Here is a 26,479-nt window from a genome sequence, read left to right on the forward strand (position 1 = left end):
GCCGGAAGATCGACTTTTATTAAAGATTTCTGCTTTTGGAATGATTAACCACGGGATCGCGGAAGTGCATGCAAGGTTTCGGTAAGGCTGTTCGTTAAGCGCATCGAAAGGGCTGCTGCGTAGATTGCCGGTCATCCGATCAACCCCAAGAACAGTTGACGGAAGTGCTGTAACACGTGGAGTTAAGGGTCTCTGTCATGTCGAAACTGTTTGCACGTTTTGTGAAGGACGAATCCGGCGCGACCGCCATCGAATACGGTCTGATCGCCGCTCTCATCGCGCTTGCCATCATCACCGGTGCGACTGCCCTCGGCGGTAGCATCGGTGACAAGTTCCAGGAGGTCGCCGACGAGCTGGCGCCGAAGGCAGCGCCGCCTGCCGGCAACCCGTAATCTGCGGAAGCAGACAGACCATTGGTCTGACTGCAGGCCGGGAATCGGAAGGGCCGCTCCAAGAGGGCGGCCTCTTTCGTTGAGCTCCATGCATCCCGACCTTTAATTTTTCGGACTGGGCTTATCGCCGTTTAGCGCAGCCGGGTTATCTTGAAATCGGCCGAAATCGGAATGCACGCATGCTGGAAGCCCTGATCTTCGTCGTGTTCCCGTTCTGCATGGTCTTCGCGGCGGTTTCCGACCTGCTTTCCATGACGATTGCCAACCGTGTGTCACTTGTGCTCGTCGCGACCTTCGCCGTCGTCGCGCCGCTGACCGGCATGGACTGGACGACCTATGGCTGGCATTTCGCCGCCGGCCTGACGGTGCTGATTGCCGGGTTCGGTCTTTTCGCCATGGGCGCCATGGGGGGAGGGGACGCCAAGCTGATGGCGGCGACGGCTCTCTACATGGGCATGGGCTTTCCGCTGGCGCAGTATCTGGCGATCTCGGCCGTGGTCGGCGGCGTGCTGACGCTCGGCATACTGAGCTTCCGCGGGTCGGCGCTGTCGGTCTACACCGGCAACAACATGTTCCTGCGCAATATCGCCGACAGCAAGGCCGGCGTGCCTTATGGCATTGCCCTCGGCATCGGCGGCCTGCTCACCTATCCGCACGCGCCGCTGATGGCCTGGGCGGTGACAAGGCTGACCGGCTGAAGGAGCGGGATCGTCAGGCTTGACCCCTCGATTGCTTGCGCGGACTTCGCCGCACGGTCAAAGCGCAACGGAAAATTAATCACAATTGTTGGTAGAGCGTTAACCGTAATTTGACGATTGGCGCTGCAACCTGCGTCTCGGCTGAATGGGGTGCCGAGCGCGGGGTTTTGGAATATGGCTGCATCGCGGCTTATCATTCTGGGCGTCGCCGCCGTGGCGGCGGGCGGAGCAGGTTGGGTTGCCAAGAACATGACGGCGCCCTTGCCGGCCGTCGTCGTCGAATCCGAGACGCCGTCGATCTCCACGGCCCAGGTGCTTGTGGTTTCCGGCGACGTACCGATGGGCGCCGGCATCGGCGACCAGCTCTCCTGGCAGGACTGGCCCAGCGCCGGCATCAACGAGAATTTCATAACCCGCAATGCCGAGCCCGATGCCATGGAGAAGCTGCGGACGGGCATAGCCCGTGTGCCGATCTATGGCGGCGAGCCGCTCCGCCGCTCCAAGCTGGTCGGCGAAGGCCAGAGCTTCATGTCCTCGGTGCTGCCGTCCGGCCGCCGCGCCATAGCGACGCAGATTTCCGCCGACACCTCCGCCGGCGGCTTCATCCTGCCCAACGACTTCGTCGACGTCATCATGACCCGGCGGTCCGACAAGGCCACCGCCACCGGCTTCGTCACCGAGACCATCCTGAAGAACATCAAGGTTCTGGCCATCGACCAGACCATCCAGGAGGACGAGGACGGCAAGAAGGTGAAGGTCGGCGAAACCGCGACGCTCGAGCTGACGCCGCAGCAGGCGGAGATCATCACCGTCGCCCAGCAGATGGCCGATCGCCTGACGCTGGCCCTGCGTTCCGTCGCCGACGCGCAGGAGGTACCGGATGGCGAGGCCGACTACCTGGTCTCGGGCAACGGCAAGCGCAGCACCGTGCGGTTGATCAAATCCGGCGAAGTCTCCGAAGTGGGAGCGAGGAAATGAGAGCGGACGCCGTGTCTCGGCCGATGACGGGGCGCCGCGCCTCGCAGCGGGTTCTCAGGAATGCGACAGCGCTTGCCGTGGCGCTTGCGGTGCTGGCGGGTACGGTCATGCCGCCCACGGCGGCGCAGGCGGGATCCGGCCGCGTCGAGGTCGGCCCGTCGCGCAGCAGCAGCGAGCCGATCAAGCTCGGCCTCAACAAGTCGATCGTCATCGACCTGCCGACCGATGCCTACGACATCCTGGTCGCCAATCCGGCGGTCGCCGACGCGGTGACCCGCACGGCCCGCCGCATCTACCTGTTCGGCAAGGCGGTCGGCCAGACCAACATCTTCGTCTTCGGGCCCAATGGCGAGCAGATCGCCAATCTCGACCTGCAGATCGAACGCGATGTCGCGGGGCTGGAAGGCTACATCAAGCGCTTCCTGCCGACGTCCGACGTCACCGTCGAGCTGCTCAACGACAATGTCGTGCTCACCGGCACGGTCGAGACGCCCCTGGACGCCAAGCGCGCGGCGGAGCTCGCGACCATCTTCGTCAGCGGCGGTGAGGCGACGACCGGCCAGTATTCGCAGACGGCCTCGGGCGGGTCGAGCGACAGCGGCGTCGACATCAACAACCCGGATTCTGAACGCCGGGTGAGCCGGATCGTCAACCTGCTGAAGATCATCGGCGAGGACCAGGTCACGCTCAAGGTTACGGTGGCCGAGGTCAGCCGCACGGTCATGAAGCAGCTCGGCGTCAACCTGATCGCCGGCGGCGACAGCAACGGCATCAGCTGGGGCGCCATCGCCGAGAACTCCTTCGGCCTCGGCGCGCCGCTCTCTGCCTCCGGCTTCGCGCTCGGGACGTCGGCGATCGACGCCTATGTCAATGCGATGGAGCAGGCCGGCGTGATGAAGACGCTGGCCGAGCCGACGCTGACGGCGGTCTCGGGCGAGAAGGCGACTTTCAGGGTCGGCGGCGAGTTCAACCTGGTCACGGGCCGCTCAAGCAACGTGTCTGACGACAACGAGACCGGCCAGGTGACCTACGAGATCGAGAAGCTGGAATACGGCATCGGCCTCGAATTCCTGCCGGTCGTGCTCTCGCCGGGCCGGATCAGCCTGAAGGTGCGCACCTCGGTATCCGAGCCGACCACCGAAGGATCGGTCACCGCCCCCGGCGGCCCGCCCGCCAAGAATCCGGGATTGTTCGGAGGCATCTTCGAGCCGCGCACTAATCTGCCGGGCACCAATCTCATTTCCATCCGCAAGCGGCTCGCCGACACCACCGTCGAGCTGCCGTCCGGCGGCTCGATGATGATCGCCGGCCTGGTGCGCGACGATGTCCGGCAGGCCGTGCAGGGCGTGCCCGGGCTTTCCAAGATACCCGTGCTGGGCACGCTGTTCCGCAGCCGCGACTTCGTGCGCAACGAGACGGAGCTGGTGATCCTGATCACGCCCTATCTGAGCAAGCCGGTGGCGCGTGCCGCGCTCGCCAAGCCGGACGACAATTTCAACCCCGCCAGCGACGGCGCGGGCATGTTCCTCGGCCGCATCAACCGCGTCTACGGGACCATGAAGACGGACAAGCCCGACGGCCGCTATCACGGCATGGTCGGCTACATCTACAAGTGATCGGGGGACGAGCCATGATCGAGAAGACCTCCAGGACGGCTCCCCTCGCGGCGCCGCGACCCGTCCCGATCCGCATCATGCGCAGGCCGGCTACCGTGCTTGCCGCCGCGCTCGCCGCTGCCCTGCTGGGCGGTTGCGCCGCCAGGACCGATAGCGTGACGGTGGGCTCCGTGCCCGACGACTACCGGACTAGCCATCCGATCGTGATCGCCGAGAAGGAGCAGGTGATCGATCTGCCGGTCGGCGCCAGCGATCGCGGCATAACCAATACGCAGCGGGTCGCGCTCGGTGGCTTCCTCGACAATTACGACCGCAGCGCCGCGCCGCCGCTGACCATCCTGGTTCCGGTCGGCTCGGCCAACCAGGTCGCCGCTTCCGAGGCCGGAAGCGCTTTCGCGCATTACGCTAAGAAGCAGGGCGTGCCGGCCAGCCGGATCATGATCTCGTCCTACCAGGCCGGTGCGGCCGAAGTCTCGGCGCCGGTGCGGGTGAGCTACACGGCGATCACGGCGCAGACCAACAAATGCGGCCGGTGGCCCGCGGATCTCGGCGAGACCAGCGAGAACAAGCACTACGCCAATTTCGGCTGTTCCTACCAGAACAACCTTGCCGCGCAACTCGAGAATCCCGCCGACCTGCTCGGGCCGCGCAAGACGACGGAGGTCGATGCCGAGCGGCGCAGCGTCGTCATCGACGACTACCGCAACGCACCGGTGTGGGCCGACGAGCCGACGCGCGAGATCGAATACTGAGGACGGGGCGATCCATGGGCACTCTGGCTTACGACTCAGAGCTCGATCCGGGCCGCGCGATGGAGCGCGACATTTCCGAGCTGCATGCGCTGCGTCCGGTACCGCGCATCTCGATCCAGGCATTCTGCGAGACGGACGGCATCGCCGTGCCGGTCGAGCGGGCGAGCCTGGACCGGCGGATGGCCAAGGCGCATGTCAAGATCCACATGGGCGGCATACCCACCGCCGTCGACTTCTACCAGAGTGCGCCGACGCCCAACCTGATCATCGTCGAGTCGCGCAGCGAGCCCCGCCCGCTGCTGGAAAGCCTCGGCCAACTCGCCGAATGCTGCGACCCAAGCACCAAGGTGGTGGTGATCGGCCATTACAACGACGTGTCGCTGTACCGCGACCTGATCAAGTCGGGCATCTCGGAGTATATGGTCGCGCCGATTTCGCTCGCCGATATCCTCGGCGTGATCTCCGGAATCTTCGTCGATCCCTCGGCCGAGCCGATCGGCCGGTCGATTGCCTTCATCGGTGCGAAGGGCGGCGTCGGCTCCTCCACCATAGCCCACAATGTCGGATGGGCGATGTCGAACCTGTTCAGTTCCGAGGTCGTCGTCGCCGACCTCGATCTGGCCTTCGGCACCGCCAACATCAATTTCGACCAGGATCCGGCGCAAGGCATGGCCGAGGCCGTGTTCTCGCCGGAGCGCATCGACGAGGTCTATCTGGATCGACTGCTCGCCCAGTGCGCCGAACGGCTGTCGCTGCTGGCTGCGCCGTCGACGCTGGATCGGGTCTACGACTTCGAGGCGGATGCCTTCAAGCAGATCATCGAGACGGCGCAGCGCAGCGCGCCGCTGCTCGTGCTCGACGTGCCGCATGTCTGGACCGGCTGGAGCAAGCAGACGCTGATGCAGGCCGACGACGTGGTGATCACCGCCACGCCGGAGCTCGCCAACCTGCGCAACACCAAGAACCTGGTCGACATGCTGAAGAAGACGCGGCCGAACGACGCCCCGCCGAAGCTGATCATCAACCAGGCCGGGGTGCCGAAGCGCTCGGAGATATCGATCAACGATTTCGCCGATCCGCTCGGCGTGGTGCCGGTGGGCGTCATACCTTTCGATCCGCAGCTCTTCGGCAATGCGGCCAACAACGGCCGCATGCTCGGGGAAATGGACGCCAAGCACCCGATCGTCCAGTCTATCCGCGAGATCGCGCATGTGCTGACAGGCCGCAGCGAGATCAAGCCGCGGGCGAAGCCGGGGCTTTCCGGCATCATCGGCAAGCTCAAGCTGAAGAAGAAGTGATCCTCCGCAGCGTAACGGCAGAAAAGTCATGTTCGGTAGAAGAGGCAACGACGACGGGACGAGGACGACGCCCGAGTTCCGCGCTCCCCCTCCGATGCCGATGGCACCGGCGGCCGGCGCGACGGCGACGCTGACGCCGCGTCAGCCCGATGCAGGGCCGGCGGTGCTCGCACCCAGGCGTCCGGAGGTGCCGGCGCCTCCCGCCGAACCGCGGCGGGCGCAGCGCGAACGGAGCGAGACCTACTACGACACCAAAAGCCAGGTCTTCTCCGCGCTGATCGATACGATCGACCTGTCGCAGCTTGCCAAGCTCGACCCCGACAGCGCCCGCGAAGAGATCCGCGACATCGTCAACGACATCATCGCGATCAAGAATTTCGTGATGTCGATCTCCGAGCAGGAGGAACTGCTCGAGGACATCTGCAACGATGTGCTCGGCTTCGGCCCGCTGGAGCCGCTGCTCGCCCGCGACGATATCGCCGACATCATGGTGAACGGCGCCAAGAACGTCTACATCGAGGTCAACGGCAAGGTCGAGCAGACCGGCGTCCGCTTCCGCGACAACCAGCAGCTTCTCAACATCTGCCAGCGCATCGTCAGCCAGGTCGGCCGCCGCGTCGACGAATCTTCGCCGATCTGCGATGCCCGCCTGCCCGACGGCTCGCGCGTCAACGTGATCGCGCCGCCGCTGTCGATCGACGGCACTGCGCTGACCATCCGCAAGTTCAAGAAGGACAAGCTCACGCTCGACCAGATCACGAAATTCGGCGCGATCTCTCCCCACGGCGCCGAGATTCTCAAGATCATCGGCCGGGTTCGCTGCAACATCCTCATCTCCGGCGGCACCGGCTCCGGCAAGACGACGCTGCTCAACTGCCTCACCAACTACATCGACCGCGACGAACGCGTCATCACCTGCGAGGACTCCGCCGAGCTGCAGCTTCAGCAGCCGCATGTGGTGCGTCTCGAAACCCGGCCGCCAAATCTCGAGGGCGAGGGCGAGGTCACCATGCGCGACCTGGTCCGCAACTGCCTGCGCATGCGTCCCGAGCGCATCATCGTCGGCGAGGTGCGCGGGCCGGAAGTGTTCGATCTGCTGCAGGCCATGAACACCGGCCATGACGGCTCGATGGGCACCATTCACTCCAATAGCCCGCGCGAATGCCTCAACCGCATGGAATCGATGATCGCCATGGGCGGCTATTCGCTGCCGCAGAGGACCGTGCGCGAGATCATCGTCGGCTCGATCGACGTCATCATCCAGGCGGCGCGCCTGCGCGACGGCTCTCGCCGCATCACCCACATCACCGAGGTGGTCGGCATGGAGGGTGACGTCATCATCACCCAAGATCTGGTAGTCTATAATCTCAAGGGCGAGGATGCCCAGGGACGGCTGATCGGCGAGCATATGTCGACGGGCATCGGACGCCCGCATTTCTGGGAGCGCGCCCGCTATTTCGGCGAGGAGCATCGCCTCGCCACCGCGCTCGAGGCGATGGAAAAGCGGGCGGAATGATGTTCGGTCTGGACTCCACCCTGCTGGTCTTCATCGCGCTCGCCGGCGTCAGCGCCGGGGCCGTCGCCTACGCCTTCCTGTTCAACCGGATCGCCGACGAGAAGCAGGCCGACCGGCGGCTCGACACGATCAAGCGTGCTGAAACCGACCGCTCGGTCGTCAAGGCGTCTCGCGACCGCGCCGCCGAAGCGGCCCGCCGCCGCAAGTCGGTGCAGGATTCGCTCAAGGAGCTCGACGAAAAGCAGAAGGTGCGGGACAACAACATCCGCCGGCCGCCGCTGCGCATCCAGTTGCGGCAGGCCGGCCTCACCGTCTCCATCGAACGTTTCTATCTCTACTCGGCGCTGTGTGGGCTGGCGCTGACGGCGGCCGGCTTCATCGCCGGGCTGCCGCTTTTGCTGCTGCCCGGCCTGCTCATCGTCGGCGCGCTCGGCCTGCCGCGCTGGTTCGTGTCGTTCAAACGGGCGCGCCGCGTCAAGGCCTTCCTCGCCGAGTTCCCGAATGCGCTCGACGTGATCGTGCGCGCGGTCAAGTCCGGGCTGCCGCTCAACGACGGCATCCGGCTGATCGCCAACGAGGCGGCCGAACCGGTCAGAAGCGAATTCCGCCGCATCGTCGAAGCCCAGCAGCTCGGCATGTCCATTCCTGACGCCGTCATGCGGATGCCCGAAAGCATGCCCTGCCCGGAAGCCGGCTTCTTCGGCATCGTGATCCAGATCCAGAATCAGGCCGGCGGCAATCTCTCCGAGGCGCTCGGCAACCTTTCGCGCGTGCTGCGTGACCGCAAGAAGATGAAGGCCAAGGTTCAGGCGCTGTCGATGGAGGCCAAGGCCTCTGCCGCCATCATCGGGGCGCTGCCCTTCATCGTCGCCGGCCTCGTCTACCTGTCCAGCCCGACCTACATCATGCCGCTGTTCGCCACGTCGACCGGCAATCTCATTCTCGGCGTCTCGGCTGTGTGGATGCTGATCGGCATCCTGGTGATGCGGCAGATGATCAATTTCGAGGTCTAGCTGGATGTCCGAACAGACCGTCCGACTCCTGACAGATCCTTCGCTGCTGATCGCACTTCTGGTCGGCATCGCCGTGTTTGCGACGATCTTCACCGTCATGCCGGCCCTCGGCGGCAATCCCCTCCGGGCGCGGATGAAGAGCGTCGCGCTGGAACGGGACGAGTTGCGCGCCAGGCAGCGGGCCCGCCTGGCGGCCGAGGCCGACCGCCGCCGCAAGGGCCTGCGCGAGCAGCAGTCGATCGGCATACGCAATTTCGTCGAAAGGCTCGACCTCAAGCGTGCGCTGGTCGACGAGGCCACGCTGAACAAGCTCAAGGTCGCCGGTTTCCGCGGTCAGAATCCGCTCAACCGGTTCCTGTTCTTCCGCTTCGTCCTGCCTTTCGTCTTCTTTGCTGTCGCCCTGTTCTACCTGTTCTTCCTCGGCGCGATGCCGGAGCAGCCGTTCTTCGTAAAAGTGTTCGTGGCAATTGCCGCCGCCTATGCAGGCTTCTATGCGCCTGTGCTCTACGTCACCAACAAGGCGACGAAGCGCAAGCAGTCCATCCAGCGCGCCTGGCCCGATGCCCTGGACCTGATGCTGATCTGCGTGGAGTCGGGCATGTCGGTCGAGGTCGCCATGCGCCGTGTCGCCGACGAGATCGGCACGCAATCGGGCGAACTCGCCGAGGAGCTGATCCTGACCAATGCGGAGCTCTCCTATCTTCCGGAGCGCCGCCAGGCGTTCGAGAACCTGTCGGGACGCACCGGTCTCGAATCGGTCAAGTCGGTGATGCAGGCGCTCATCCAGGCGGAACGCTATGGCACGCCCGTCGGGCATGCGTTGCGCGTGCTGGCCAGCGAGAGCCGCGACATGCGCATGAACGAAGCGGAGAAGAAGGCAGCCGCGCTGCCGCCCAAGCTCACCGTGCCGATGATCCTGTTCTTTCTGCCCGTGCTGTTCGCCGTCATTCTCGGCCCCGCCGGCATCCAGGTGAGCGAGCGCGGTATCTGGGGCGAAAGTTCGTCCTCTTCGAGCAGGTGACGCCGGCCGCGCGCAGGTTAGCGCTACCGTTCAGCGCCGCCATCGCGTAGAGGGGAGGAATGTGGTCCTGGGTTCTGCCTCTGGCCCTGGTCGGGCTCTGCATAAACCTGCTGTCGCTGGCGAGCGTGATCGTGCGGCTCATGCGCCTGCAGAAGCCGCGCTCCGAGCGCCGTGCAGCCGTCAGCGTCATCCTGCCGATCACCGGCGCGATGCCTGGGCTCGAGACGCTCATCGGCACGCTCAACGCACAGACGCTGCTTCCCGCCCGCCTGATCGTCTCGGTGGAATCGCATGACGATCCTGCCTATGAACGGGTCCGCCAGGCGGCGCCGATGGCGCGCTTTCCCGTTGAGATCGTGGTGGCGGGCGACGCCCGCGACCAGGCGCAGAAGTGCCGCAACCAGCAGGCCGCTCTCGCGCTGATCGACGAGCGCGACCAGGCCATCGTCATGATGGACGGCGACATCGTTCCGCAACGCTGGTGGCTGAGCGCGCTGGTTTCTCCGCTGATGGACGGCAATTTCGATCTGGTGACCGGCCATCGCTGGCAGCAGGTGCGAAAACATCGCCTGGGCGCGCATCTGGTGGCGGCGATCGACCGCGCCGTCACCCTGCTGCCGCGCACCGGCTGGAACTCGACCAGCGTCGTCTGGGGCGGCAGCATCGGCATCTCGCCGGCGGCTGCCGAGCGCATGCAGCTTTCCGTCAGCCTTGATTCGACCCTTTCCGACGATCTTTCACTCGCCGAGCATGCCTCGGCTGCCGGGCTGCGGGTTCTTACGCGCGGCGCACTGCTGATTCCCTCCCCCACGGATCTTGGCCTCGTTGCAGCCTGGCGCTTCGCCGTGCGCCAGTATCGGATCGGCCACATCTACCGCCCTTGGCTCTGGCGCATGGCTCTGGCGACGGTCGCTGTTCGCCTCGCCGCCTGGATCGCGGTGCTCTGGCAGGTCCGCGCGACGGGCGACTACCTGTGGGCGGCGATTGGCCTTGCCGCGCTGGCGGTGCTGAAGCAGGCGCTGGTCGGCGACGTCGCCAGACGGCTCGACATGCCCGACTCCGTCCCGGTCCGGCTGATCCAACTGCTGCTCGGCCTGCTCCAGCCGCTGGTCGATCTGTTCCATCTCAGCGTGATCGTCGCGGCCGCCTGGACACGGCGGATCAGGTGGGGCCATGTGGTCTACGAGATTTCCGGTCCGTATTCGATCGCGGTCAAGGAGCGACTGCCATTCCCCGCCTCCTGAGCATGCTGTCCTGGTCGTTGGGCCGGGTGCCGTTCGCCAGCCGTTTGGCCGCCCGGATCTTCGCCGATCCGATGCGCTACGCCGCGGGAAAGCCGCTCGAGCGGTGGCTCATGCTGATCGATCTGGCCAGCAGCAAGCTCGTCTTCGCCAATGATCCGAAGGTTGTCGAGACGGTGATGCTCGACCGCGCCGGCCAGTTCCCGAAAAGCGCGGTGGTGCATGATCTGCTGAAACCGTTGATCGGCGGCGGCGTCTTCGGCCAGCCGGGCGGCGCGTCGGTCAAGGAGACGCGCCGCATCTTCTCGCGCTCGCTGGCGACGATCCCCGACGAAGAGGTGCGGCGGGTGACGGAGGCGATCACGGCGGACTATCTCGCCCGCTGGCTGGCTGCCCCGGGTGGCCAGGTCGCGATCAGCGAGGAACTGTCGCGGCTCACCGTCGATATCGTCTCGCACTGCACGCTCGGCGATCGCTTCGATGCGGACCAGTCGCTTCGCTTCACGCGGCTGTTCTTCGCCTTCCACAGGAAGGCGGCACCGCTGGTGCTGATGCTTGCCGGGCAGGACGAACGGGCGCGTGCCCGCGTGATGCGGGACATGGGGATCGAGGAGATCGGCGGGGAGATGCGGGCGCTGATGCGGGAGCGCTTCGTCACGCCCCTGATCAATGGGGACCGGCCGCTCGAGACCGCGCCCTTCGCGCTCGCGCTCGCCGAGGCCGGCCGGCTGGAGCCGGGATTGGCCGGAGAAGAGGCGCTGCTCGACGAGATCGCCGTCATGCTGCTTGCCGGCCACGAGACCACGGCCTCGACGCTGTCCTGGCTCTCCTACGAGCTTGCCGGACGTCCGGAACTGCAGGACGCGACCGCCGCGGCACTCGCAGGCAAGACCGAGGGGGAGGGATTCTGGGGAGCGGCGGACCCGGACTCGATCGCCGACGCGCTGGCGAGAGAGGCTCTCAGGATCTATCCGCCGATCGGTTTCTTCCTGCGCGAGGCGCAGGAGGACGTCGTCTTCCGCACCAAGCCGGTGCCGGCCGGCAGCTTCGTGCTGGTGGCGCCCTGGACCTTGCATCGTCACCAAAAACTCTGGTGGCGGCCGGACGACTTTTCTCCGCGCCGCTGGCTGGAGGGCGGCCCCGCGCCGGCGCGCACGAGCTACATGCCGTTCGGCATGGGCGCACGGGGCTGCCCAGGCGCTCGTTTCGCCGATATCGAGATGGCTGCCATCCTGCGTGGACTTCTGGCTCGGGCTCGGTTAACGCTGGTGCCCGGGACCCGGCCGAAGCCGCTCGGCAATCTCACCTCGCGGCCGGACAAGGAAATCATGCTGCGCCTGTCCGAACGGTCAAGGACCTGACGGTCGCCTGCAACCGAGAGGAATGCGAATGGCAGGACCGACGCGCCCCGCCGGCGACGAAAAGGTGTTGCCGCCGTGCCCGATCACCGGCAAGCCGGCTGCGCGCCGCATCCACGGCGTCTCGGCAAGGGTGATCGAGGACATCTGGCGCATCGGCCAGGGTGTCGACGTGAAGCACCTGTTCAAGGGCATCGACCGCGTCACGCTCTACGAATCGCCGACCGGCCTGGTGTTCTTCGAGCCGCGCGTCGTCGGCGACGGCGCCTTCTACCAGACCTACTACGACGAATGGGACGTTCACGAGCGGCTGAACGACGTCGCCGACACGCGTGTCGACTACAAGCGCGCGGCCAGCTTCATCCCGGACGGCGCCGAGGTCGTCGATGTCGGCTGCGGCCCCGGCGTGTTCCGGCGGCATCTCTCGCATGCCCGGTATACGGGGCTCGACCCCTATGCGGGCCCGGACGCCGACGAAGTGGTCATCCGCGAGACGCTCGAAGCCTATGCCGCGCAGCGGCCGGAATCCTTCGACGTGGCGACTGCCTTCCACGTCATCGAGCACGTTCCCGATCCGCGCCGGCATGCGGAGCTGATGGTCCGGCTGCTGAAGCCGGGCGGCCTGCTGATCCTCGCAGCGCCGCTGCATCCATCGCCGCTGACCGAAATTCCGAATCTGCCCATCAACATCCCGCCGCACCATGTGACGTGGTGGAATCCGGGAGCCTATCGGGCACTCGCCGCGGAACTCGGGCTGGAAGTCGTGGAGGCGGGTACGCTGCAGCCGTCGCCACATCAGGGGCTGATCTATTGGCTGCATCGCCTGCTGTTCAAGCGCACCGACAAGGCGCCGCACGAGCGCTACATCGCGCATCGCTGGTCATGGCACGCGGCCATCGCGCTTGCCTATCCGCTCGCCAAGATCGCCAACCGCATCAAGACTTTGCCAAACGGCGCCCGGCCCGTGGATGCGTTTCTGGTGGCGAGGAAGCCGGATAGGCAGTAGGCAGTAGGGTTGGTCCCAGAAAATACCTGCCGAAGCCGACCGCAGGTTGAGTTCCGCTATTCGGCAGTATGATTTTCTACTGCCTACTGCCTACTGCCTACTGCCTACTGCCTCAATTCGACGCAACCTTCTTCTTGTCTTCGGCCTTGATCTGGCTCCAGGAGTTCTGCTGCGCCAGCATCCTGCGCAGGTACTCCATGTTGGCCTGGGCCTGCGCCGGTGCCAGTTCCTGGCCGGCTATGCGCTCGGCCTCTTCGAAGCGGCCCTGCAGGCCGACGACCAGGGCGAGATTCTGACGTACGCGGCTGTCGGAACCGGGCTGCTCCACGGCGTTGCGCAGATAGGTCTCGGCGGTTCGGAGGTCGCCGTCGAGCAGGTAGGACATGCCGAGATTGGACAGCACCGACGGCTCGTTCGGACGAATGTCCAGCGCCTTGCGGTAGAGCTCGCGCGCCTGCGCCTTCTCGCCGACCTGATCGAGGATGGCACCTTCGGCCGAAAACAGCTTCCAGTCCGGATATTCCGGGGTCTGCGCGCGACGGATGGCGTCGAGCGCCGGTTCGAACTGGCCGGTCCCGGCCAGCGCCTTGCCGTAGGCGGCCAGCACGACGCGATCCTTCGGGTGGTCGATGACGAGCTTGCGCATGACGGCAAGCGCCTGGTCAGCCTGGCCGCGCATCTGCAGCACGGTGGCGTAGCGCAGCCCCACGTCCTTGTTGGTGGTATCCTTGGCATAGGCGCGGCCGAGCGCCGCCGCCGCGCCGGGAAGCTCGCTGGCCGACATCTGGTCGACGGGCTTGCCCGCGCCCCGCGATATCGAGCCGGTCGTTTCCCGCGATACGCCGCCGCAGCCTGCCACCCCGATCGCGAGGATCATCGCCAGAAGAGGACCCGCCGCGCGGCCGATAGCGGCCCGCGAAGGGGCCATCGGCCTGTCGTTCGAGACTTTGCTGCGCATCGGTCGTGCCCCCCATGGCCCGCGTCTTTCCAGGCAGAAATATTCCGTTAACCCTAATGGAAGGTTAAGGCTCGCCGTCGGTCGAGCGCGCACGGGCAACGTTCCGCGGCGGCCGACACAAAAAGACCCGCAGCCTTTTGGGCTGCGGGGTCACGGGAGGAGGGGCACCGGTCTGGTATCGGCAAAACTTGGCGAGCCTGCAAAGGTTCCAGCGCCTCCGGTCGCCCGAAGAGTATGGCTTACGGAAATTTAATGCCCAGGCTCGATTGACGGGAGCCGCAACATCGATGAGGGACTGCGCATGCCTGTCGAACTGATCGAACGTCCGAGCGAACATTCTCGTCCAATAATGCTGGTCGGTCCCGCCGGCATCCAGGATGCGGGACTGACGCCCGAGGCCATTGCCTGGGCCGAGGCGAATGGGTTTTCGGGGCAGTCCGGCCGATTGCTGGTGGTGCCGTCGGCTGATGGGAATGTCGCGGCTGCGCTGTTCGGCATCGGTGACGGTAAGGATGGGACGCTCTCCCTCGGCAAGCTCGCCACGACGCTGCCCGCGGGCGAGTGGCATTTTTCCACCGTCCCCTCCGATCCCACGCTTGCGGCGCTGGCGCTGCGGCTGGGCGGCTATGTCTTCACCCGTTACGGCAAGAAGCCGGGCAGGACGGTGCGTTTTGCGCTGCCCGAGGGCGCCGATGCGGACGCAGTCGGGCGCGTCGCCGACGGCGTCTTCCTGGCGCGCGACCTGATCAACACGCCGACCAACGACCTCGGTCCGGACGCGCTGGAGGAGGCGGTTCGCAAGGCCGCCGCCGCCCACAAGGCGAAGATCTCCGTCGTCCTCGGCGATGCGCTGCTCGCCGAAAATTTTCCGATGATCCATGCGGTGGGACGTGCGTCGGCGCAGGCGCCGCGGCTGATCGATCTCGTCTGGGGCCGCAAGGGTGCGCCGAAGCTGACGCTGGTCGGCAAGGGCGTCTGCTTCGACACCGGCGGCCTCGACATCAAGCCGGCCAGCGGCATGCTGCTGATGAAGAAGGACATGGGCGGCGCCGCCAATGTGCTCGCGCTCGCTTCCATGATCATGGCCGCCAAGCTGGATGTGCGGCTGCGCGTCCTCATCCCGGCGGTCGAAAATGCAATTGCCGGCAACGCCTTCCGGCCGGGCGACGTGCTGCCGAGCCGCAAGGGCATCACGGTCGAGATCGGCAACACCGACGCCGAGGGAAGGCTCATCCTGGCCGATGCGCTTTCGCTGGCCGATGAAGAGGCGCCGGACCTCCTGATCGACATGGCGACGCTCACCGGCGCAGCCCGCGTCGCGCTAGGCCCGGACCTGCCGCCCTTCTATACCGACGACGAGAGCCTTGCCGACGGGATCGCGGCCGCGGCGGCGCAGGTGGAAGATCCGGTGTGGCGGATGCCGCTGTGGAAGCCCTACGAAGCGAAACTCGCTTCGAAGATCGCCGACATCAACAACGTCACCACCGACGGTTTCGCCGGCTCCATCACCGCGGCGTTGTTCCTGCAGCGTTTCGTCGAGAAGGCGCGAAGCTGGGCACATTTCGACATTTTCGGCTGGAACCCGTCGGATCGGCCGCACGGCCCGACCGGCGGCGAGGCCCAGGCGATCCGAGCGCTGGAGCGGGTGATCGCCGCGCGCTACGCGAAATAGCTTCCGCTTAGCGGTTCGGCCGCAAGCGGCCCCTGTAGTGGCTGCCCGGTGTAGAAGGGGTGCTTGGGTTCACCGTAACGGCTCCGAAACAGTTTGGGACCACAATGGTGGGATGTCTGTTAGCCTGCGTCCGACCCAGGCCCTTCGGCTGTGGCAACAGGTTGCCCTCTCCGAGGTCGAGGCCGGCCGGCCGGACCTGTCGATGCGGCAGATGGCGATCCTGCTTACCGTCTATCTCGACCCGCCGCCGCATACGGTGCGCGGCCTGGCGGCACGTCTCGGGGTGACCAAGCCGGTGATCACGCGGGCGCTCGACACGATGGGGGCGATGAAGCTCCTCACCCGCCGGCGCGACGAGGCGGACCGCCGCAACGTGCTGGTCGGCCGCACGGTCGAGGGCGCGCTCTATGTCGAGCGCTTCGGCGATGTTATCATCGCAGCCGCCAGGGAGCTTCCGCTTTGACCGCCAGGGACCCGCGCCTGCATGCCTATCGCCCCGACCTTGCCGACGTCAGCCTGAAGGGGCAGGTCGAGGCGGAGCGCTTCGTCGTGGGCCGCCCGGCGCGCATAGCCGCTTCGGTCGCCGACATGCGGGCCGCGCCGCGGCCCGACTCTGGGCTGAACACGCAACTCCTCAAGGGCGCTTCGCTGCATGTTTTCGAGGAGGCCGAAGGTTTTGCCTGGGTCCAGGCGTCGGACGACGGCTATGTCGGCTATGTCGCCGCCGCCGATCTCGGCCAGGCCGATCCGGCGCCGACCCATAAGGTCGCCGTGCCGCGGACCTTCCTCTATCCGGCTCCTGACCTGAAGGTGCCCAGCAGCGGCGTGCTGTCGATGGGTGCCGAGATCGCCGTCGTCGGCCACGCCGAGACCCGCGGCACGCGTTACGCGCTGCTGACGTCGGGTGAGGCGATCGTCGATGCGCATCTCCGCTCGGTCGATGCATATGCGGACGATTATGTCGCCGTCGCCGAGACGCTGATCCACACGCCCTATCTGTGGGGCGGAGCGTCCGGATTCGGCATCGACTGTTCGGGACTTGTGCAGCTTTCCATGCGTATGGCCGGCCGCCATGTGCTGCGCGACTCCGACATGCAGGCGGCCGGCCTCGGCGTGCCGGTCGACCCTGGGTCGGGTTATGAAAACCTGCGGCGCGGCGACCTCGTGTTCTGGAAGGGCCATGTCGCGATCATGACCGACGGCACCTCGCTGATTCACGCCAACGGCCACACCATGACGGTCGCCCGAGAGGGCCTCGAGGAGGCGATCGACCGCATCGGCTATCTCTACGGCGGCCCGACCGGCTTCCGGAGGCCGTGACGACCTTCATGGGGGCTCCGCGACACCCTATTGGCGGGCTCACGCGTCAGATGCCGGCCCGTTCGGTGTCGACGAACCGCGCCTGAAGCTGCGGCGGATCATGCCGACGTCGGCGCCGCCGATGGCGAAGACGACCGCGAAATAAAGCAGCATCGCCCCCGCAATGATCGAACCGAGTACGGCCGCCTGCTCCCAGAACGGCGCCGTCGGCCCGAGGCTGCCGGCGAACCAGCGCGCTGCCCAGTAGAGCGCGCCCGCCATCACCGCCGAGGCTAACAGCAATCGCGGGATACGCTTCAACAGCCCGGCGTCGCGGCCCCAATGGCCGCGCCGGATCAGCACCGCGAGCAGCATCGTAGCGTTGACCCAGCCGGCGATGGCCGAGGCGGTGGCGATGCCGGCGCCGCCCATGGACGGGAAGAGCGTCAGCGCTACGCCGATGTTGACCGCCACCGAGATCGCCGCGAAGATCATCGGCGTGCGCGTGTCCTCGCGGGCGAAATAGCCGGGCGTGAACGCCTTGATCAGCACGAATGCCGGCAGGCCGAGCCCGAAAATGGCGAGGATGGCCGACACCGCCGGCGTGCCGTTGGTGGCGGCGAAGGCGCCGCGCTCGTAAAGCAGCCGCACGATCGGTTCCGAGATGACGAGCAGCGCCGCCGCCGCCGGCAGCGTCAGGAACAGGGTGAATTCGACGGAACGGTTCTGCAGGTTGGACGCCTCCTGCAGATTGCCAGCCTTCAGCGCGCGCGCCAGTTCCGGCAGGAGCACGATGGCGACGGCGATGCCGACCACGCCGAGCGGAAGCTGGTAGACGCGGTCGGCATAGGCGAGCGACGACACCGCGCTGTCCTTGGCCGAGGCGATCGCCGTGCCGATCAGCTGGTTGATCTGGGTGATGCCGCCGGTGATCGCCGCCGGAAAGGCCAGCACCAGCAGGCGCTTGACGTTGGGCGTCAGCCGCGGTCGGCGGAAGCCGATCCGCACCCCGGCATGGCGCACCGCCACCCAGACGATGGCGAGCTGCACCAGGCCGGCGGCGAGCACGCCCCAGGCGAGCGCATGGCCGATCTCCAGCCCGCCGAGCCCTTCATGCCAGCAATAGGCGAGCACGGCGATGAGGATGACGTTGAGGAAGACCGGTGCCACAGCCGCGGCGAAATAGCGCCGGAGCGAGTTGAGCATGCCGGCCATCATGGCGGCCAGCGACATGCACATAAGATAGGGGAACATGATCGTCGCCAGCGACACTGCGAGATCGTGCTTCTGCGGGTTGTCGGAAAAGCCGGGTGCGACGATGGTCGACACCAGCAGCGGCATCGACAGCTCCATCAGGATGGTCAGCGCGATCAGCGCCGTGAACAGCACGCCGAATACCTCTTCGGAGAAGCGCTTGGCGCCGGCTATGCCGCCCGCCTCGATCTCCTTGGCGAACAACGGTACGAAGGCTGCGTTGAAGGCGCCCTCGGCGAACAGGCGGCGGAAGGTGTTGGGGAACTGGAAGGCGGCGTTGAAAGCGTCGGCCACCGGTCCGGTGCCGAGCGCCGCCGCCATCATCATCTCGCGGGCGAAGCCGAGCAGCCGGCTCATCAGCGTGCCGGAGGCGACGGTGGCGAATTTCCGGACGAGGCTCATACGCGGGTCCCGCTCCCCCTTGAGGGGAGGGTGGCCGCGAAGCGGCCGGGAAGGGTCGCCGCGGCAGTGCCCGGCCTGATGGCGGTGCCTCCTGCGGCCGCCTCAGTGGCCTTCAACGACATATCCCCCGCGAGGGCAGGGCTATCGCATATTGAGCTACCCCCACCCCTAACCCCTGCCCTCAAGGAGGAGGGGGATATTGCCGCTGTTCCGCCAGACATGAATCGGTGACGATTTCGCTCGGCATGGCGGCCGCAAAGTCCCCCTCCCCCTTGAGGGGTGGGGGTGGCCGGCCGGGCGACAACTCCAGAACTTCCATATGCGATCGCCCTGCCCTCGAGGGGGGAGAATATCAGCGCGATACTCATTCCGCGGCGGCCCGCTCGGCCACCTTGCCGTTACGCGCCGGCTCGCCTTCCAGCGTTGCCGTGAGCGCCGTGCGGATCGCCTGCACCCGCATCGGGTTCTCGATCTTGGCCCCGGTCAGATCGGTGACGTAGAAGGTGTCGATCACCTTCTCGCCGAATGTGGTGATGTGGGCCGAGGCGATGTCGAGCGACAGGTCCGACAGCTTTCCCGTTATCTCCGACAGCAGGCCCGGCCGGTCGAGCCCCGAGACGTCGATCACGGTGAAGCGATTGGACAGCGTGTTGCGGATGTCGACGCGCGGCTCGATCGGGAACGTCCTGGCTCGCCGCTTCGACTTCGCCCGCTTGGCGATGATCTCCGGCAGCCAGCTCTTGCCCGACAGCACGTCCTCGATCAGCCGGCCGACCCGCTCGGCACGGCGCTGCTCGTCCTCGTCGCGATCGAACTCGCGCGATATCAGGATGGTGTCGAGCGCCCGCCCGTCCGAGGTGGTGAACACCTGGGCGTCGACGATGTTGGCGCCGGCGGCCGCGCAGGCGCCAGCGATGACGGACAGCAGGCGCGGATGGTCCTGCGCCAGCACCGTGATCTCGGTCACCGCCTCGAAGGCATGCGGGCGCGCCATGGTGGCAAGCTTGTTGCCGGCCTCGTCTGCGGCACGGATGAACTCGGCGTGGCGCACCTGGTCCTCGACGTCGACGGCCAGCAGGTAGTTCTCGTAATGCAGCTTGATGACGCGGCGTCGGGCTTTCTCCGGCCATGCGGCCAGGGCGGCCGCGAGTTCTTCGCGCGCCTTCTCGGCCCTGAGCGAGCGCGACACCTCGGAGAAGCCGCCAGTGAGCAGCAGTTCGGTTTCGTAATAGAGATTGCGCAGCAACTGACCCTTCCAGCCGTTCCACACGCCCGGGCCGACGCCCCTGATGTCGCAGACGGTCAGGACGAGCAGCAGCTTCAGCCGCTCGACCGACTGCACGATGTCGGCGAAATCGCTGATCGTCTTGCGGTCGTTGAGGTCGCGGGTCTGCGCCGTCATCGACATCAGCAGATGGTGCTCCACCAGCCAGGCCACCGTCGCGGTGTCCTCGGCCGACAGGCCCATATGCGGGCAGATGCGGCGGGCGATCCGCGCCCCGACCTCCGAATGGTCCTCCGGCCGGCCCTTGGCGATGTCGTGCAGCAGCACCGCCACGTAGAGCACCTCGCGCTGGCTGGTGAGCCCGGGCATCAGCGTGTGCGACAGCGGGTGCAGCCGCTCGCCGTCGCCATGCTCGATCTCCGACAGGATGCCGATGCAGCGCAGCAGGTGCTCGTCGACCGTATAGTGATGATACATGTTGAACTGCATCATCGCGACGATCTTGCCGAAATCGGGGATGAGCTTGCCGAGCAGCCCCGCCTCGTTCATGCGTCTCAGGTTGAGTTCGGGATTGCGGTCGGAGGTGAGAATGTCGAGGAACAGGCGGTTGGCCTCGGCGTTCCGGCGCAGGTCCCTGTCGACCAGCCGCAGCGAGCGCCTGAGCAGCTTGAGCGCGTCGGGATGGTATTCGAGGCCGTGCCGGTCGGCGAACCAGAACAGCCTGAGCAAATTGACGGGGTCGCGCGAAAAGACCTTGTCGTCGGCGACGTTGATGCGGTGGTTGTCGACGATGAAGTCGGCGGTGCCGGCGAGCTTGCGGCGGCGGCGCGAGAAGGTCAGGAAGATGCGGTTGAAGCCGGGAACATGCTTGGCCTGCTCCTCCTCCAGCGCCGCGCAGAAGATGCGGGTCAGGTCGCCGACGTCCTTGGCGATCAGGAAGTAGTGCTTCATGAAGCGCTCGACCGCCGACATGCCGGGATGGCTGGTGTAGCCGAGCCGTTCGGCGATATCGCGCTGGATGTCGAAATGCAGCCGCTCCTCGGCCTTGCCGGTGAGGAAATGCATGTGGCAGCGTACTGCCCAGAGGAAATCCTCGGCCTTGAGGAACTGGTTGTATTCGGTACGGGTGAACACGCCGGCCTTCACCAGCTCCTCTCCCGAGCGGACCCGATAGAAATACTTGGCGATCCAGAACAGCGTCTGCAGGTCGCGCAGGCCGCCCTTGCCGTCCTTGACGTTGGGCTCGACCAGATAGCGGCTCTCGCCGGCCTTGCCGTGGCGGGTATCGCGCTCGGCGAGCTTGGCCTGCACATATTCCGAGCCCGTACCCTTCACCACCTCGCGGTCGAAGCGGGCGAGCATCTCGTCGAACAGCGGCTGCTCGCCCCAGATGAAGCGCGCCTCGAGGATCGCCGTGCGGATCGTCATGTCCGAGCGCGACAGCCGCACGCAGTCGTCGATGTTGCGGGTGGCGTGGCCGACCTTCAGGCCGAGGTCCCACAACATGTAGAGCATGTACTCGACGACCTGCTCGCCCCAGGGCGTCTGCTTGTAGGGCAGCAGGAACAGCAGGTCGATGTCGGAGCCGGGGGCGAGCGTACCGCGACCGTAGCCGCCGACCGCGACGACCGCCATGCGCTCGGCGGCGGACGGATTTTTCGCGCGATAGACGTGAGTCGCGGCAAAATCGTAGAGCACCCGGATGATCTCGTCCATCAGGTGCGACAGGCGGCGCGCGCAGGCGGTGCCGCTGCCGTCCTCCGCCAGCATCCGCTCGGCTGCACGCTTGCCGGCGGCGATGCTCTCCTTCAGAGCCGCGAGCACCTTGGCGCGGACCGCCATGCCGGAACCGTCACCCGACGTGTCGGCCGTAAATGCCGTCAGCTCGCGCCGCAGCGCGTCGCCGTCGACCAGTTCTTCGAGCCTGAGTGGTGTTTTCGTCATGGGGCGAAGCGACTCTTCCTGCGGTCGCGCGCGTCTATAAACTGTTTTGCGCAATGTGGATACGAGCGGCAGGCGTTGCAATCGGCTCCTCGCGTCGGAAATCGCACCGGTGATCGAGAAGAGCTCCCTACAAAAAAAGTAACAGGACGTTTCAATTTTGGCCGGTCTGTAATATTCTTCTGTAGATATCCCGGGAGGCAATGATGCCAGCAGCCGTGATAGTGCCTGGAGACGGGCCTGATCAGAAGAATTTCGGGCGCGTCGGCGAAGATTTGGTGAAAAATGTCTACGGCGGCAACGGGATCGTTTACAAATGCGTATTCGCCAATCAGTCTAGGGACTTCCACTACATCGATATGCTTCCTGTCTCAGCGGCTCCGAATGGAGGTTCGGGATCATTCCTGGAATTCTTGTTCGTCGCCACCAGCGTGCTGACCGTTTCGCATGTCGGCGAACTGGACGGCCCTATCATGTCCTACCTCACCCCGATCGACAAAACGAGCCGCGAGACTGAAAACGCCGACTGGCGCTACCGGCAGCCTTGGCACACCAATGGAACAGGGCGTCAGCTATGCCCTTATGGCGACTTGTTCTGGAAATTCATCGGCAGAGCCCCCAGGACGACCAAGATCATCCTTCTCGGCTGTGAATCGGGCAACCGCTATGCGCAATGCGTGGCGAATTCGGCGACGATCCCCGTCTGGGGTTTCGATCACAGCTGCGCCGCGGCCGACATAGCAACGATGCGTCCGATCGTGAGCGGTATCGAGGGCGGCAAAAGCCAGAATGGCATAAGCGTGTCCTGGCCGTCCTAGCTCCAGCAGATGCACCGTTCACCGCTCGGGGGCTGGCGGGAAAGCTCGCGGACAACTACTTGTCGGTGAATTTGTCCGACCGTGCGAGCCGCAGAATCATGGAAATCGGCCTCTACACCTTCGCCGACCTCGACCCCGATCCGGAAACGCGCACCGTCTCGCCGCATCAGCGCATGCGCAACCTGATCGAGGAGATCGAACTGGCCGACCAGGTCGGTCTCGACGTGTTCGGCCTCGGCGAGCATCACCGGCCGGACTATCTCGCCTCGGCGCCCGCCGTCGCGCTCGCAGCCGCGGCGGAACGCACCAGGCGGATCCGGCTCACCAGCGCGGTCAGCGTGCTGTCGTCCGACGATCCTGTCCGGGTCTTCCAGCAGTTCGCCACGCTCGACCTGATTTCAGGCGGACGCGCCGAGATCATGGCGGGTCGCGGTTCCTTCATCGAATCCTTCCCGCTGTTCGGCTACGACCTCGGCGACTACGACGAACTGTTCGCCGAGAAGCTCGACCTTCTGCTGAAGCTGCGCGACAGCGAGCGAATCACCTGGTCGGGCCGGCTGAGGGCGCCCATCCATGACCGCGGAGTCTATCCGCGGCCGCATCAGGACAGGCTGCCGATCTGGATCGCCGTCGGCGGCACGCCGAATTCGGTCGCCCGGGCCGGCAAACTTGGTCTTCCGCTGGCGCTCGCCATCATAGGCGGCGAGCCGGCGCGCTTCGCGCCGCTGTTCGAGCTCTACCGGCGAGCCGCCGCGCAGGGCGGACACGACCCGAGCACGCTCGCCACCAGCCTCAACGTCCATGGTTTCGTCGGCGAGACCACCGCGCAGGCGGCCGACGACTTCTACCTGCCGCAAGCCGAGGTGATGAACCGCATCGGCCGTGAGCGGGGCTGGGGTCCGACTAGCCGCGCCCATTTCGACCAGGCGCGCGGCCCGCACGGCGCGTTGTTCGTCGGCGACCCGGAGACCGTCGCCGAGAAGATCGTCGCCATGCACAGGATCTTCCGCAACGACCGCTTTCTGCTGCAGATGGCGATCGGCCTGATGCCGCACGACAAACTGATGAAAGCGATAGAGCTGTTCGGCACCAGGGTGGCTCCGCTGGTGCGCAAGGAGATCGGAACGGCCTCCAGCGCCGGCTAACGGAACTTCCCGAGCCTCCGCCGCGTTCTGGACGGTGATCGTCCCCGAGGCCATCGCCCGGGGACATGTGAGGGCCTTCACCATGTCAGTTCAGGATGAGGTGTCCGGCCAGGACCTGCCGTCGCGCACCCAGGCGGATACGCGGCTGATGCGCTCGCTGCTGATCGGCATCTTCCTGATCGCTCTCGTCGGCGCCCTCTATCTCGCCCGCGACTTCTTCCTTCCGGTGGTGCTGGCATTCCTGCTTGCGCTGATGCTGACGCCGATCGTGCGGCTTCTGCGCAAGCACGGCGTGCCGGCTTATGTCTCGGCCACCTTGCTGGTGCTGCTCTCGGTCATGGTCTTGGCGGTCATCGGCTTCGTCCTCAGCGGACCGGTGGTCGCGCTGATCAACGACGCGCCGGTGATCGGCCGGCGGCTCAGCGAGCGGCTGGCGGAGCTGCGCAGTCCGTTCGAGCAGGTTCTCCGGTTCTTCAGCCAGGTCGAGCAGGCGACCGACACCGCGCACGAGCCCGGCGTGCAGAAGGTGGTGGTGGCGCAGGCCGGACTTGTCTCGCAGGCGGCAGGCAACCTGATGGCGGCCGGCACGACGATCGCGCTCACCTTCGTGCTGTCGCTGTTCCTGCTCGCCTCGGGCACGCTGTTCTACGAGAAGATCGTCCAGTCCTTCGCCCGCATGAGCGAAAAGAAGCGGGCGCTGCGGGTGGTCTACGACGTTGAACGCGAAATCTCGCACTACCTGCTTACCGTCACCATCATCAACATCGGGCTGGGCGCGGCGGTCGGCCTCGGCATGTGGTGGGTCGGCATGCCCACTCCGCTGGTATGGGGGGTGGCAGCGATGCTCCTCAACTTCCTCCCCTATATCGGCGCGGCCGCCACCGTCCTGCTCGTGGCCGCGATCTCCATCATCACCTTCGACAGCCTGCCCTACGCGCTGCTGGCACCTGCCTTCGTGCTGCTCTGCAATATCGTCGAGGGCCAGCTGGTCAGTCCCCTCGTGCTCGGGCGGCGCCTCGAGATCAACGCCGTGTCAATCCTGATCGCCGTCGCCTTCTGGTCCTGGCTGTGGGGATTCGTCGGCGCGCTGATCGCCGTGCCCATCCTGGTCGTCGTCAAGGTCTTCTGCGACAATTTCGACAGCCTGCGGCATGTCGGGAATTTCCTTTCGGCGCAGCAATCGGTCGATGACACGGCACCGGCGGACGCTGAAAGTTCCGCAAAAGCAGTGCCGGAGGCCTTCCCCCGCTGATCGCCGGGCATGTCGCCGGGCCACTGGTCCAGCCTTTGCGCGGCGCCCGCTGCGCTCCTATATCGAGGCGGCAACCGGGAACCGACATGATGACAGACCTCTCCGTCCTCGATCTCGCACCCGTGCCGGAGGGCAGTGGCGTCTCGCAGTCGCTCGCCAACACGCTCGACCTGGCGCGTCACGCCGAAGGTCTGGGCTACAGGCGCTACTGGCTGGCCGAACATCACAACATGCCTGGCATCGCCAGCGCCGCGACCGCGGTCGTGATCGGTCACGTGGCGGCCGGCACGAAGTCGATCCGCGTCGGCTCCGGCGGCATCATGCTGCCCAACCATGCGCCGCTGGTGATCGCCGAGCAGTTCGGGACGCTGTCGGCGCTTTTTCCCGGCCGCGTCGACCTCGGCCTGGGGCGGGCTCCGGGCACCGACATGGCGACGGCGCGGGCGCTGCGCCGCAACCTGGAAGCGGGCGTCGATGGCTTTCCCAACGACGTGGTCGAGCTGATGGCCTATTTCGCGCCCGCCGGACCGAACCAGCGCGTACGCGCGGTGCCCGGCGAGGGCGAGGCCGTCGAGGTTTGGATGCTGGGATCGAGCACCTATGGCGCGCAGCTCGCGGCCATACTCGGCCTGCCCTACGCCTTCGCCTCGCATTTCGCGCCGGCCGAGATGGAGCATGCCATCGACATCTACCGCTCGCGCTTCCAGCCCTCCGAGAGCCTCGACAAGCCGCATCTCATGCTCGGGCTCAACGTTTTCGCCGCCGACACCGACGCCGAGGCCACGCTGCTGTTCTCTTCGCTGCAGCAGGCTTTCGTCAATCTGCGCACCGGCCGTCCCGGAAAGCTGCCGCCGCCGATCGAGAATTATGTCGAGACGCTCGACCCCGCGGCGCGCGCCATGCTCGACAGTGCCCTTTCCTGTGCCGTCGTCGGCGGGCCTGAGACTGTGCGGGCGGGGCTGGACGCCTTCATCCGCCGCACCGGCGCGGACGAACTGATGGTGACGGCGCAGATATTCGACCACGCGGCGCGCAAGCGCTCCTTCGAGATCCTTGCCGAGGCGCACCGGGAGCTGGCAAAGGCGGCCTGAGCAGCGCCGGTTTTGCAGCCGTTCATCCCTCCCACGGCACGCGCACCATGCCGGCGCGTTCGTAGAGCCTCAACCCTGCCGCGTTGTCGAGCTCGACCTTGAGGTCGAGACGAGCGGCGCCGCGCGCCCGGAACACGGCGAAGCAGTGGTCGAGCAGCGCCGCGCCGATCCCGCGGCGGCGCATGTCCGGCCGCACCGCCAGATCCTTGAGAAAGGCGCTGGTCCAGCAATGCGCCAAGCCGGCGAGCCGGCCCGTCGTGTCGGACGCCAGGAAGCACAGCTCGGCGGAGAACTCCGGGTCGCCCGATACGCGTCCCCACCAATCCTCGAAAGAGGGAAAGACATCCGCGTCATCTTCGCCATAGATGCGGATGAGCAGGCCGTGCATGGCCTTGGCGTCGGCGGTGTCGCGCAAGGTCCGCACCGAGACGCCCGCCGGCCAGCGAGGCGACCTTTCGGAACCGTCGAGCAGGCGCCGCAGCCTTGCCGCATGCCTGTTCACCATGACATGATCCCTGCGAATGATGCCAAAA

General features: G+C 66.1%; 23 protein-coding genes. 19 read left to right on the forward strand and 4 right to left on the reverse strand.

Annotated features, from left to right (window positions below; genetic code table 11):
- Positions 1-197: 197 nt before the first annotated feature.
- The 12 genes from AC5JDC_RS11250 (at position 198) to AC5JDC_RS11305 (ending at position 12,889) form a co-directional block, all read left to right on the forward strand.
- A complete protein-coding gene (locus AC5JDC_RS11250) occupies positions 198-392 on the forward strand; it encodes a Flp family type IVb pilin (RefSeq protein ID WP_495841421.1) in 195 nt (64 codons plus the stop codon).
- 179 nt (positions 393-571) lie between these two features.
- Positions 572-1,090, forward strand: coding sequence for an A24 family peptidase (locus AC5JDC_RS11255; RefSeq protein ID WP_495841422.1), 519 nt, complete (start codon positions 572-574; stop codon positions 1,088-1,090).
- A 174-nt stretch (positions 1,091-1,264) separates the two neighbouring features.
- The gene (gene cpaB, locus AC5JDC_RS11260) at positions 1,265-2,068 is read left to right on the forward strand and encodes a Flp pilus assembly protein CpaB (protein ID WP_495841423.1); all 804 of its coding nucleotides are present in this window, start codon (positions 1,265-1,267) and stop codon (positions 2,066-2,068) included.
- Positions 2,065-3,684 (forward strand): type II and III secretion system protein family protein, encoded by a 1,620-nt coding sequence (locus AC5JDC_RS11265; RefSeq protein WP_495841424.1) that lies wholly within the window; start codon positions 2,065-2,067, stop codon positions 3,682-3,684. The genes cpaB and AC5JDC_RS11265 overlap by 4 nt, the downstream gene beginning before the upstream one ends.
- Positions 3,685-3,698: 14 nt before the next feature.
- Positions 3,699-4,436: a CpaD family pilus assembly protein gene (locus AC5JDC_RS11270; protein ID WP_495841425.1), complete on the forward strand. Its 738-nt coding sequence runs from the start codon at positions 3,699-3,701 to the stop codon at positions 4,434-4,436.
- Positions 4,437-4,450: 14 nt separating this feature from the next.
- Positions 4,451-5,734, forward strand: a complete 1,284-nt coding sequence (locus AC5JDC_RS11275) for a CpaE/TadZ family protein (protein ID WP_495841426.1) — start codon at positions 4,451-4,453, stop codon at positions 5,732-5,734.
- A 28-nt stretch (positions 5,735-5,762) separates the two neighbouring features.
- The gene (locus tag AC5JDC_RS11280) at positions 5,763-7,250 is read left to right on the forward strand and encodes a TadA family conjugal transfer-associated ATPase (RefSeq protein ID WP_495841427.1); all 1,488 of its coding nucleotides are present in this window, start codon (positions 5,763-5,765) and stop codon (positions 7,248-7,250) included.
- Positions 7,250-8,263: a type II secretion system F family protein gene (locus AC5JDC_RS11285; RefSeq protein WP_106772879.1), complete on the forward strand. Its 1,014-nt coding sequence runs from the start codon at positions 7,250-7,252 to the stop codon at positions 8,261-8,263. The genes AC5JDC_RS11280 and AC5JDC_RS11285 overlap by 1 nt, the downstream gene beginning before the upstream one ends.
- A gap of 4 nt (positions 8,264-8,267) precedes the next feature.
- Positions 8,268-9,284 (forward strand): type II secretion system F family protein, encoded by a 1,017-nt coding sequence (locus tag AC5JDC_RS11290; protein WP_106772760.1) that lies wholly within the window; start codon positions 8,268-8,270, stop codon positions 9,282-9,284.
- Between the two features lie 59 nt (positions 9,285-9,343).
- The gene (locus AC5JDC_RS11295) at positions 9,344-10,528 is read left to right on the forward strand and encodes a glycosyltransferase (RefSeq protein ID WP_495841428.1); all 1,185 of its coding nucleotides are present in this window, start codon (positions 9,344-9,346) and stop codon (positions 10,526-10,528) included.
- Positions 10,529-10,638: 110 nt separating this feature from the next.
- Complete coding sequence (locus tag AC5JDC_RS11300; RefSeq protein ID WP_495841429.1) at positions 10,639-11,886, forward strand: cytochrome P450; 1,248 nt, start codon at positions 10,639-10,641, stop codon at positions 11,884-11,886.
- Between the two features lie 28 nt (positions 11,887-11,914).
- Positions 11,915-12,889, forward strand: coding sequence for a class I SAM-dependent methyltransferase (locus AC5JDC_RS11305; protein WP_495841430.1), 975 nt, complete (start codon positions 11,915-11,917; stop codon positions 12,887-12,889).
- A gap of 112 nt (positions 12,890-13,001) precedes the next feature.
- Here AC5JDC_RS11305 and AC5JDC_RS11310 read toward each other — a convergent pair whose 3' ends face one another.
- Positions 13,002-13,817 (reverse strand): tetratricopeptide repeat protein, encoded by an 816-nt coding sequence (locus AC5JDC_RS11310; protein WP_495841431.1) that lies wholly within the window; start codon positions 13,815-13,817, stop codon positions 13,002-13,004.
- A 331-nt stretch (positions 13,818-14,148) separates the two neighbouring features.
- On the opposite strand from AC5JDC_RS11310, the gene AC5JDC_RS11315 reads away from it, so the two are divergent.
- The 3 genes from AC5JDC_RS11315 (at position 14,149) to AC5JDC_RS11325 (ending at position 16,839) form a co-directional block, all read left to right on the forward strand.
- Positions 14,149-15,519: a leucyl aminopeptidase family protein gene (locus AC5JDC_RS11315; protein WP_495841432.1), complete on the forward strand. Its 1,371-nt coding sequence runs from the start codon at positions 14,149-14,151 to the stop codon at positions 15,517-15,519.
- 112 nt (positions 15,520-15,631) lie between these two features.
- Positions 15,632-15,982, forward strand: a complete 351-nt coding sequence (locus tag AC5JDC_RS11320; protein WP_495841433.1) for a MarR family winged helix-turn-helix transcriptional regulator — start codon at positions 15,632-15,634, stop codon at positions 15,980-15,982.
- A complete protein-coding gene (locus AC5JDC_RS11325; protein WP_495841434.1) occupies positions 15,979-16,839 on the forward strand; it encodes a C40 family peptidase in 861 nt (286 codons plus the stop codon). The genes AC5JDC_RS11320 and AC5JDC_RS11325 overlap by 4 nt, the downstream gene beginning before the upstream one ends.
- A 39-nt stretch (positions 16,840-16,878) precedes the next feature.
- Here the strand turns inward: AC5JDC_RS11325 and murJ are convergent, their stop codons facing one another.
- Both murJ and AC5JDC_RS11335 read right to left on the reverse strand, forming a co-directional pair.
- Positions 16,879-18,474: a murein biosynthesis integral membrane protein MurJ gene (gene murJ, locus AC5JDC_RS11330; protein WP_495841435.1), complete on the reverse strand. Its 1,596-nt coding sequence runs from the start codon at positions 18,472-18,474 to the stop codon at positions 16,879-16,881.
- A gap of 364 nt (positions 18,475-18,838) precedes the next feature.
- On the reverse strand, positions 18,839-21,643 hold the full coding sequence (locus tag AC5JDC_RS11335) for a [protein-PII] uridylyltransferase (RefSeq protein WP_495841436.1): 2,805 nt from the start codon (positions 21,641-21,643) through the stop codon (positions 18,839-18,841).
- A gap of 203 nt (positions 21,644-21,846) precedes the next feature.
- Here AC5JDC_RS11335 and AC5JDC_RS11340 point away from each other — a divergent pair, with 203 nt between their 5' ends.
- From AC5JDC_RS11340 to AC5JDC_RS11355, 4 genes are all read left to right on the forward strand, one after another.
- Complete coding sequence (locus tag AC5JDC_RS11340; RefSeq protein ID WP_495841437.1) at positions 21,847-22,458, forward strand: hypothetical protein; 612 nt, start codon at positions 21,847-21,849, stop codon at positions 22,456-22,458.
- Positions 22,459-22,556: 98 nt separating this feature from the next.
- On the forward strand, positions 22,557-23,603 hold the full coding sequence (locus AC5JDC_RS11345; protein WP_495841438.1) for an LLM class flavin-dependent oxidoreductase: 1,047 nt from the start codon (positions 22,557-22,559) through the stop codon (positions 23,601-23,603).
- A gap of 82 nt (positions 23,604-23,685) precedes the next feature.
- On the forward strand, positions 23,686-24,855 hold the full coding sequence (locus AC5JDC_RS11350; protein ID WP_495841439.1) for an AI-2E family transporter: 1,170 nt from the start codon (positions 23,686-23,688) through the stop codon (positions 24,853-24,855).
- 89 nt (positions 24,856-24,944) lie between these two features.
- The gene (locus AC5JDC_RS11355; RefSeq protein WP_495841453.1) at positions 24,945-25,946 is read left to right on the forward strand and encodes an LLM class flavin-dependent oxidoreductase; all 1,002 of its coding nucleotides are present in this window, start codon (positions 24,945-24,947) and stop codon (positions 25,944-25,946) included.
- 22 nt (positions 25,947-25,968) lie between these two features.
- Here AC5JDC_RS11355 and AC5JDC_RS11360 read toward each other — a convergent pair whose 3' ends face one another.
- Positions 25,969-26,451: a GNAT family N-acetyltransferase gene (locus AC5JDC_RS11360; RefSeq protein WP_495841440.1), complete on the reverse strand. Its 483-nt coding sequence runs from the start codon at positions 26,449-26,451 to the stop codon at positions 25,969-25,971.
- Positions 26,452-26,479: the final 28 nt, after the last annotated feature.

The sequence above is a fragment of the Kumtagia sp. genome (genome assembly GCF_059502445.1).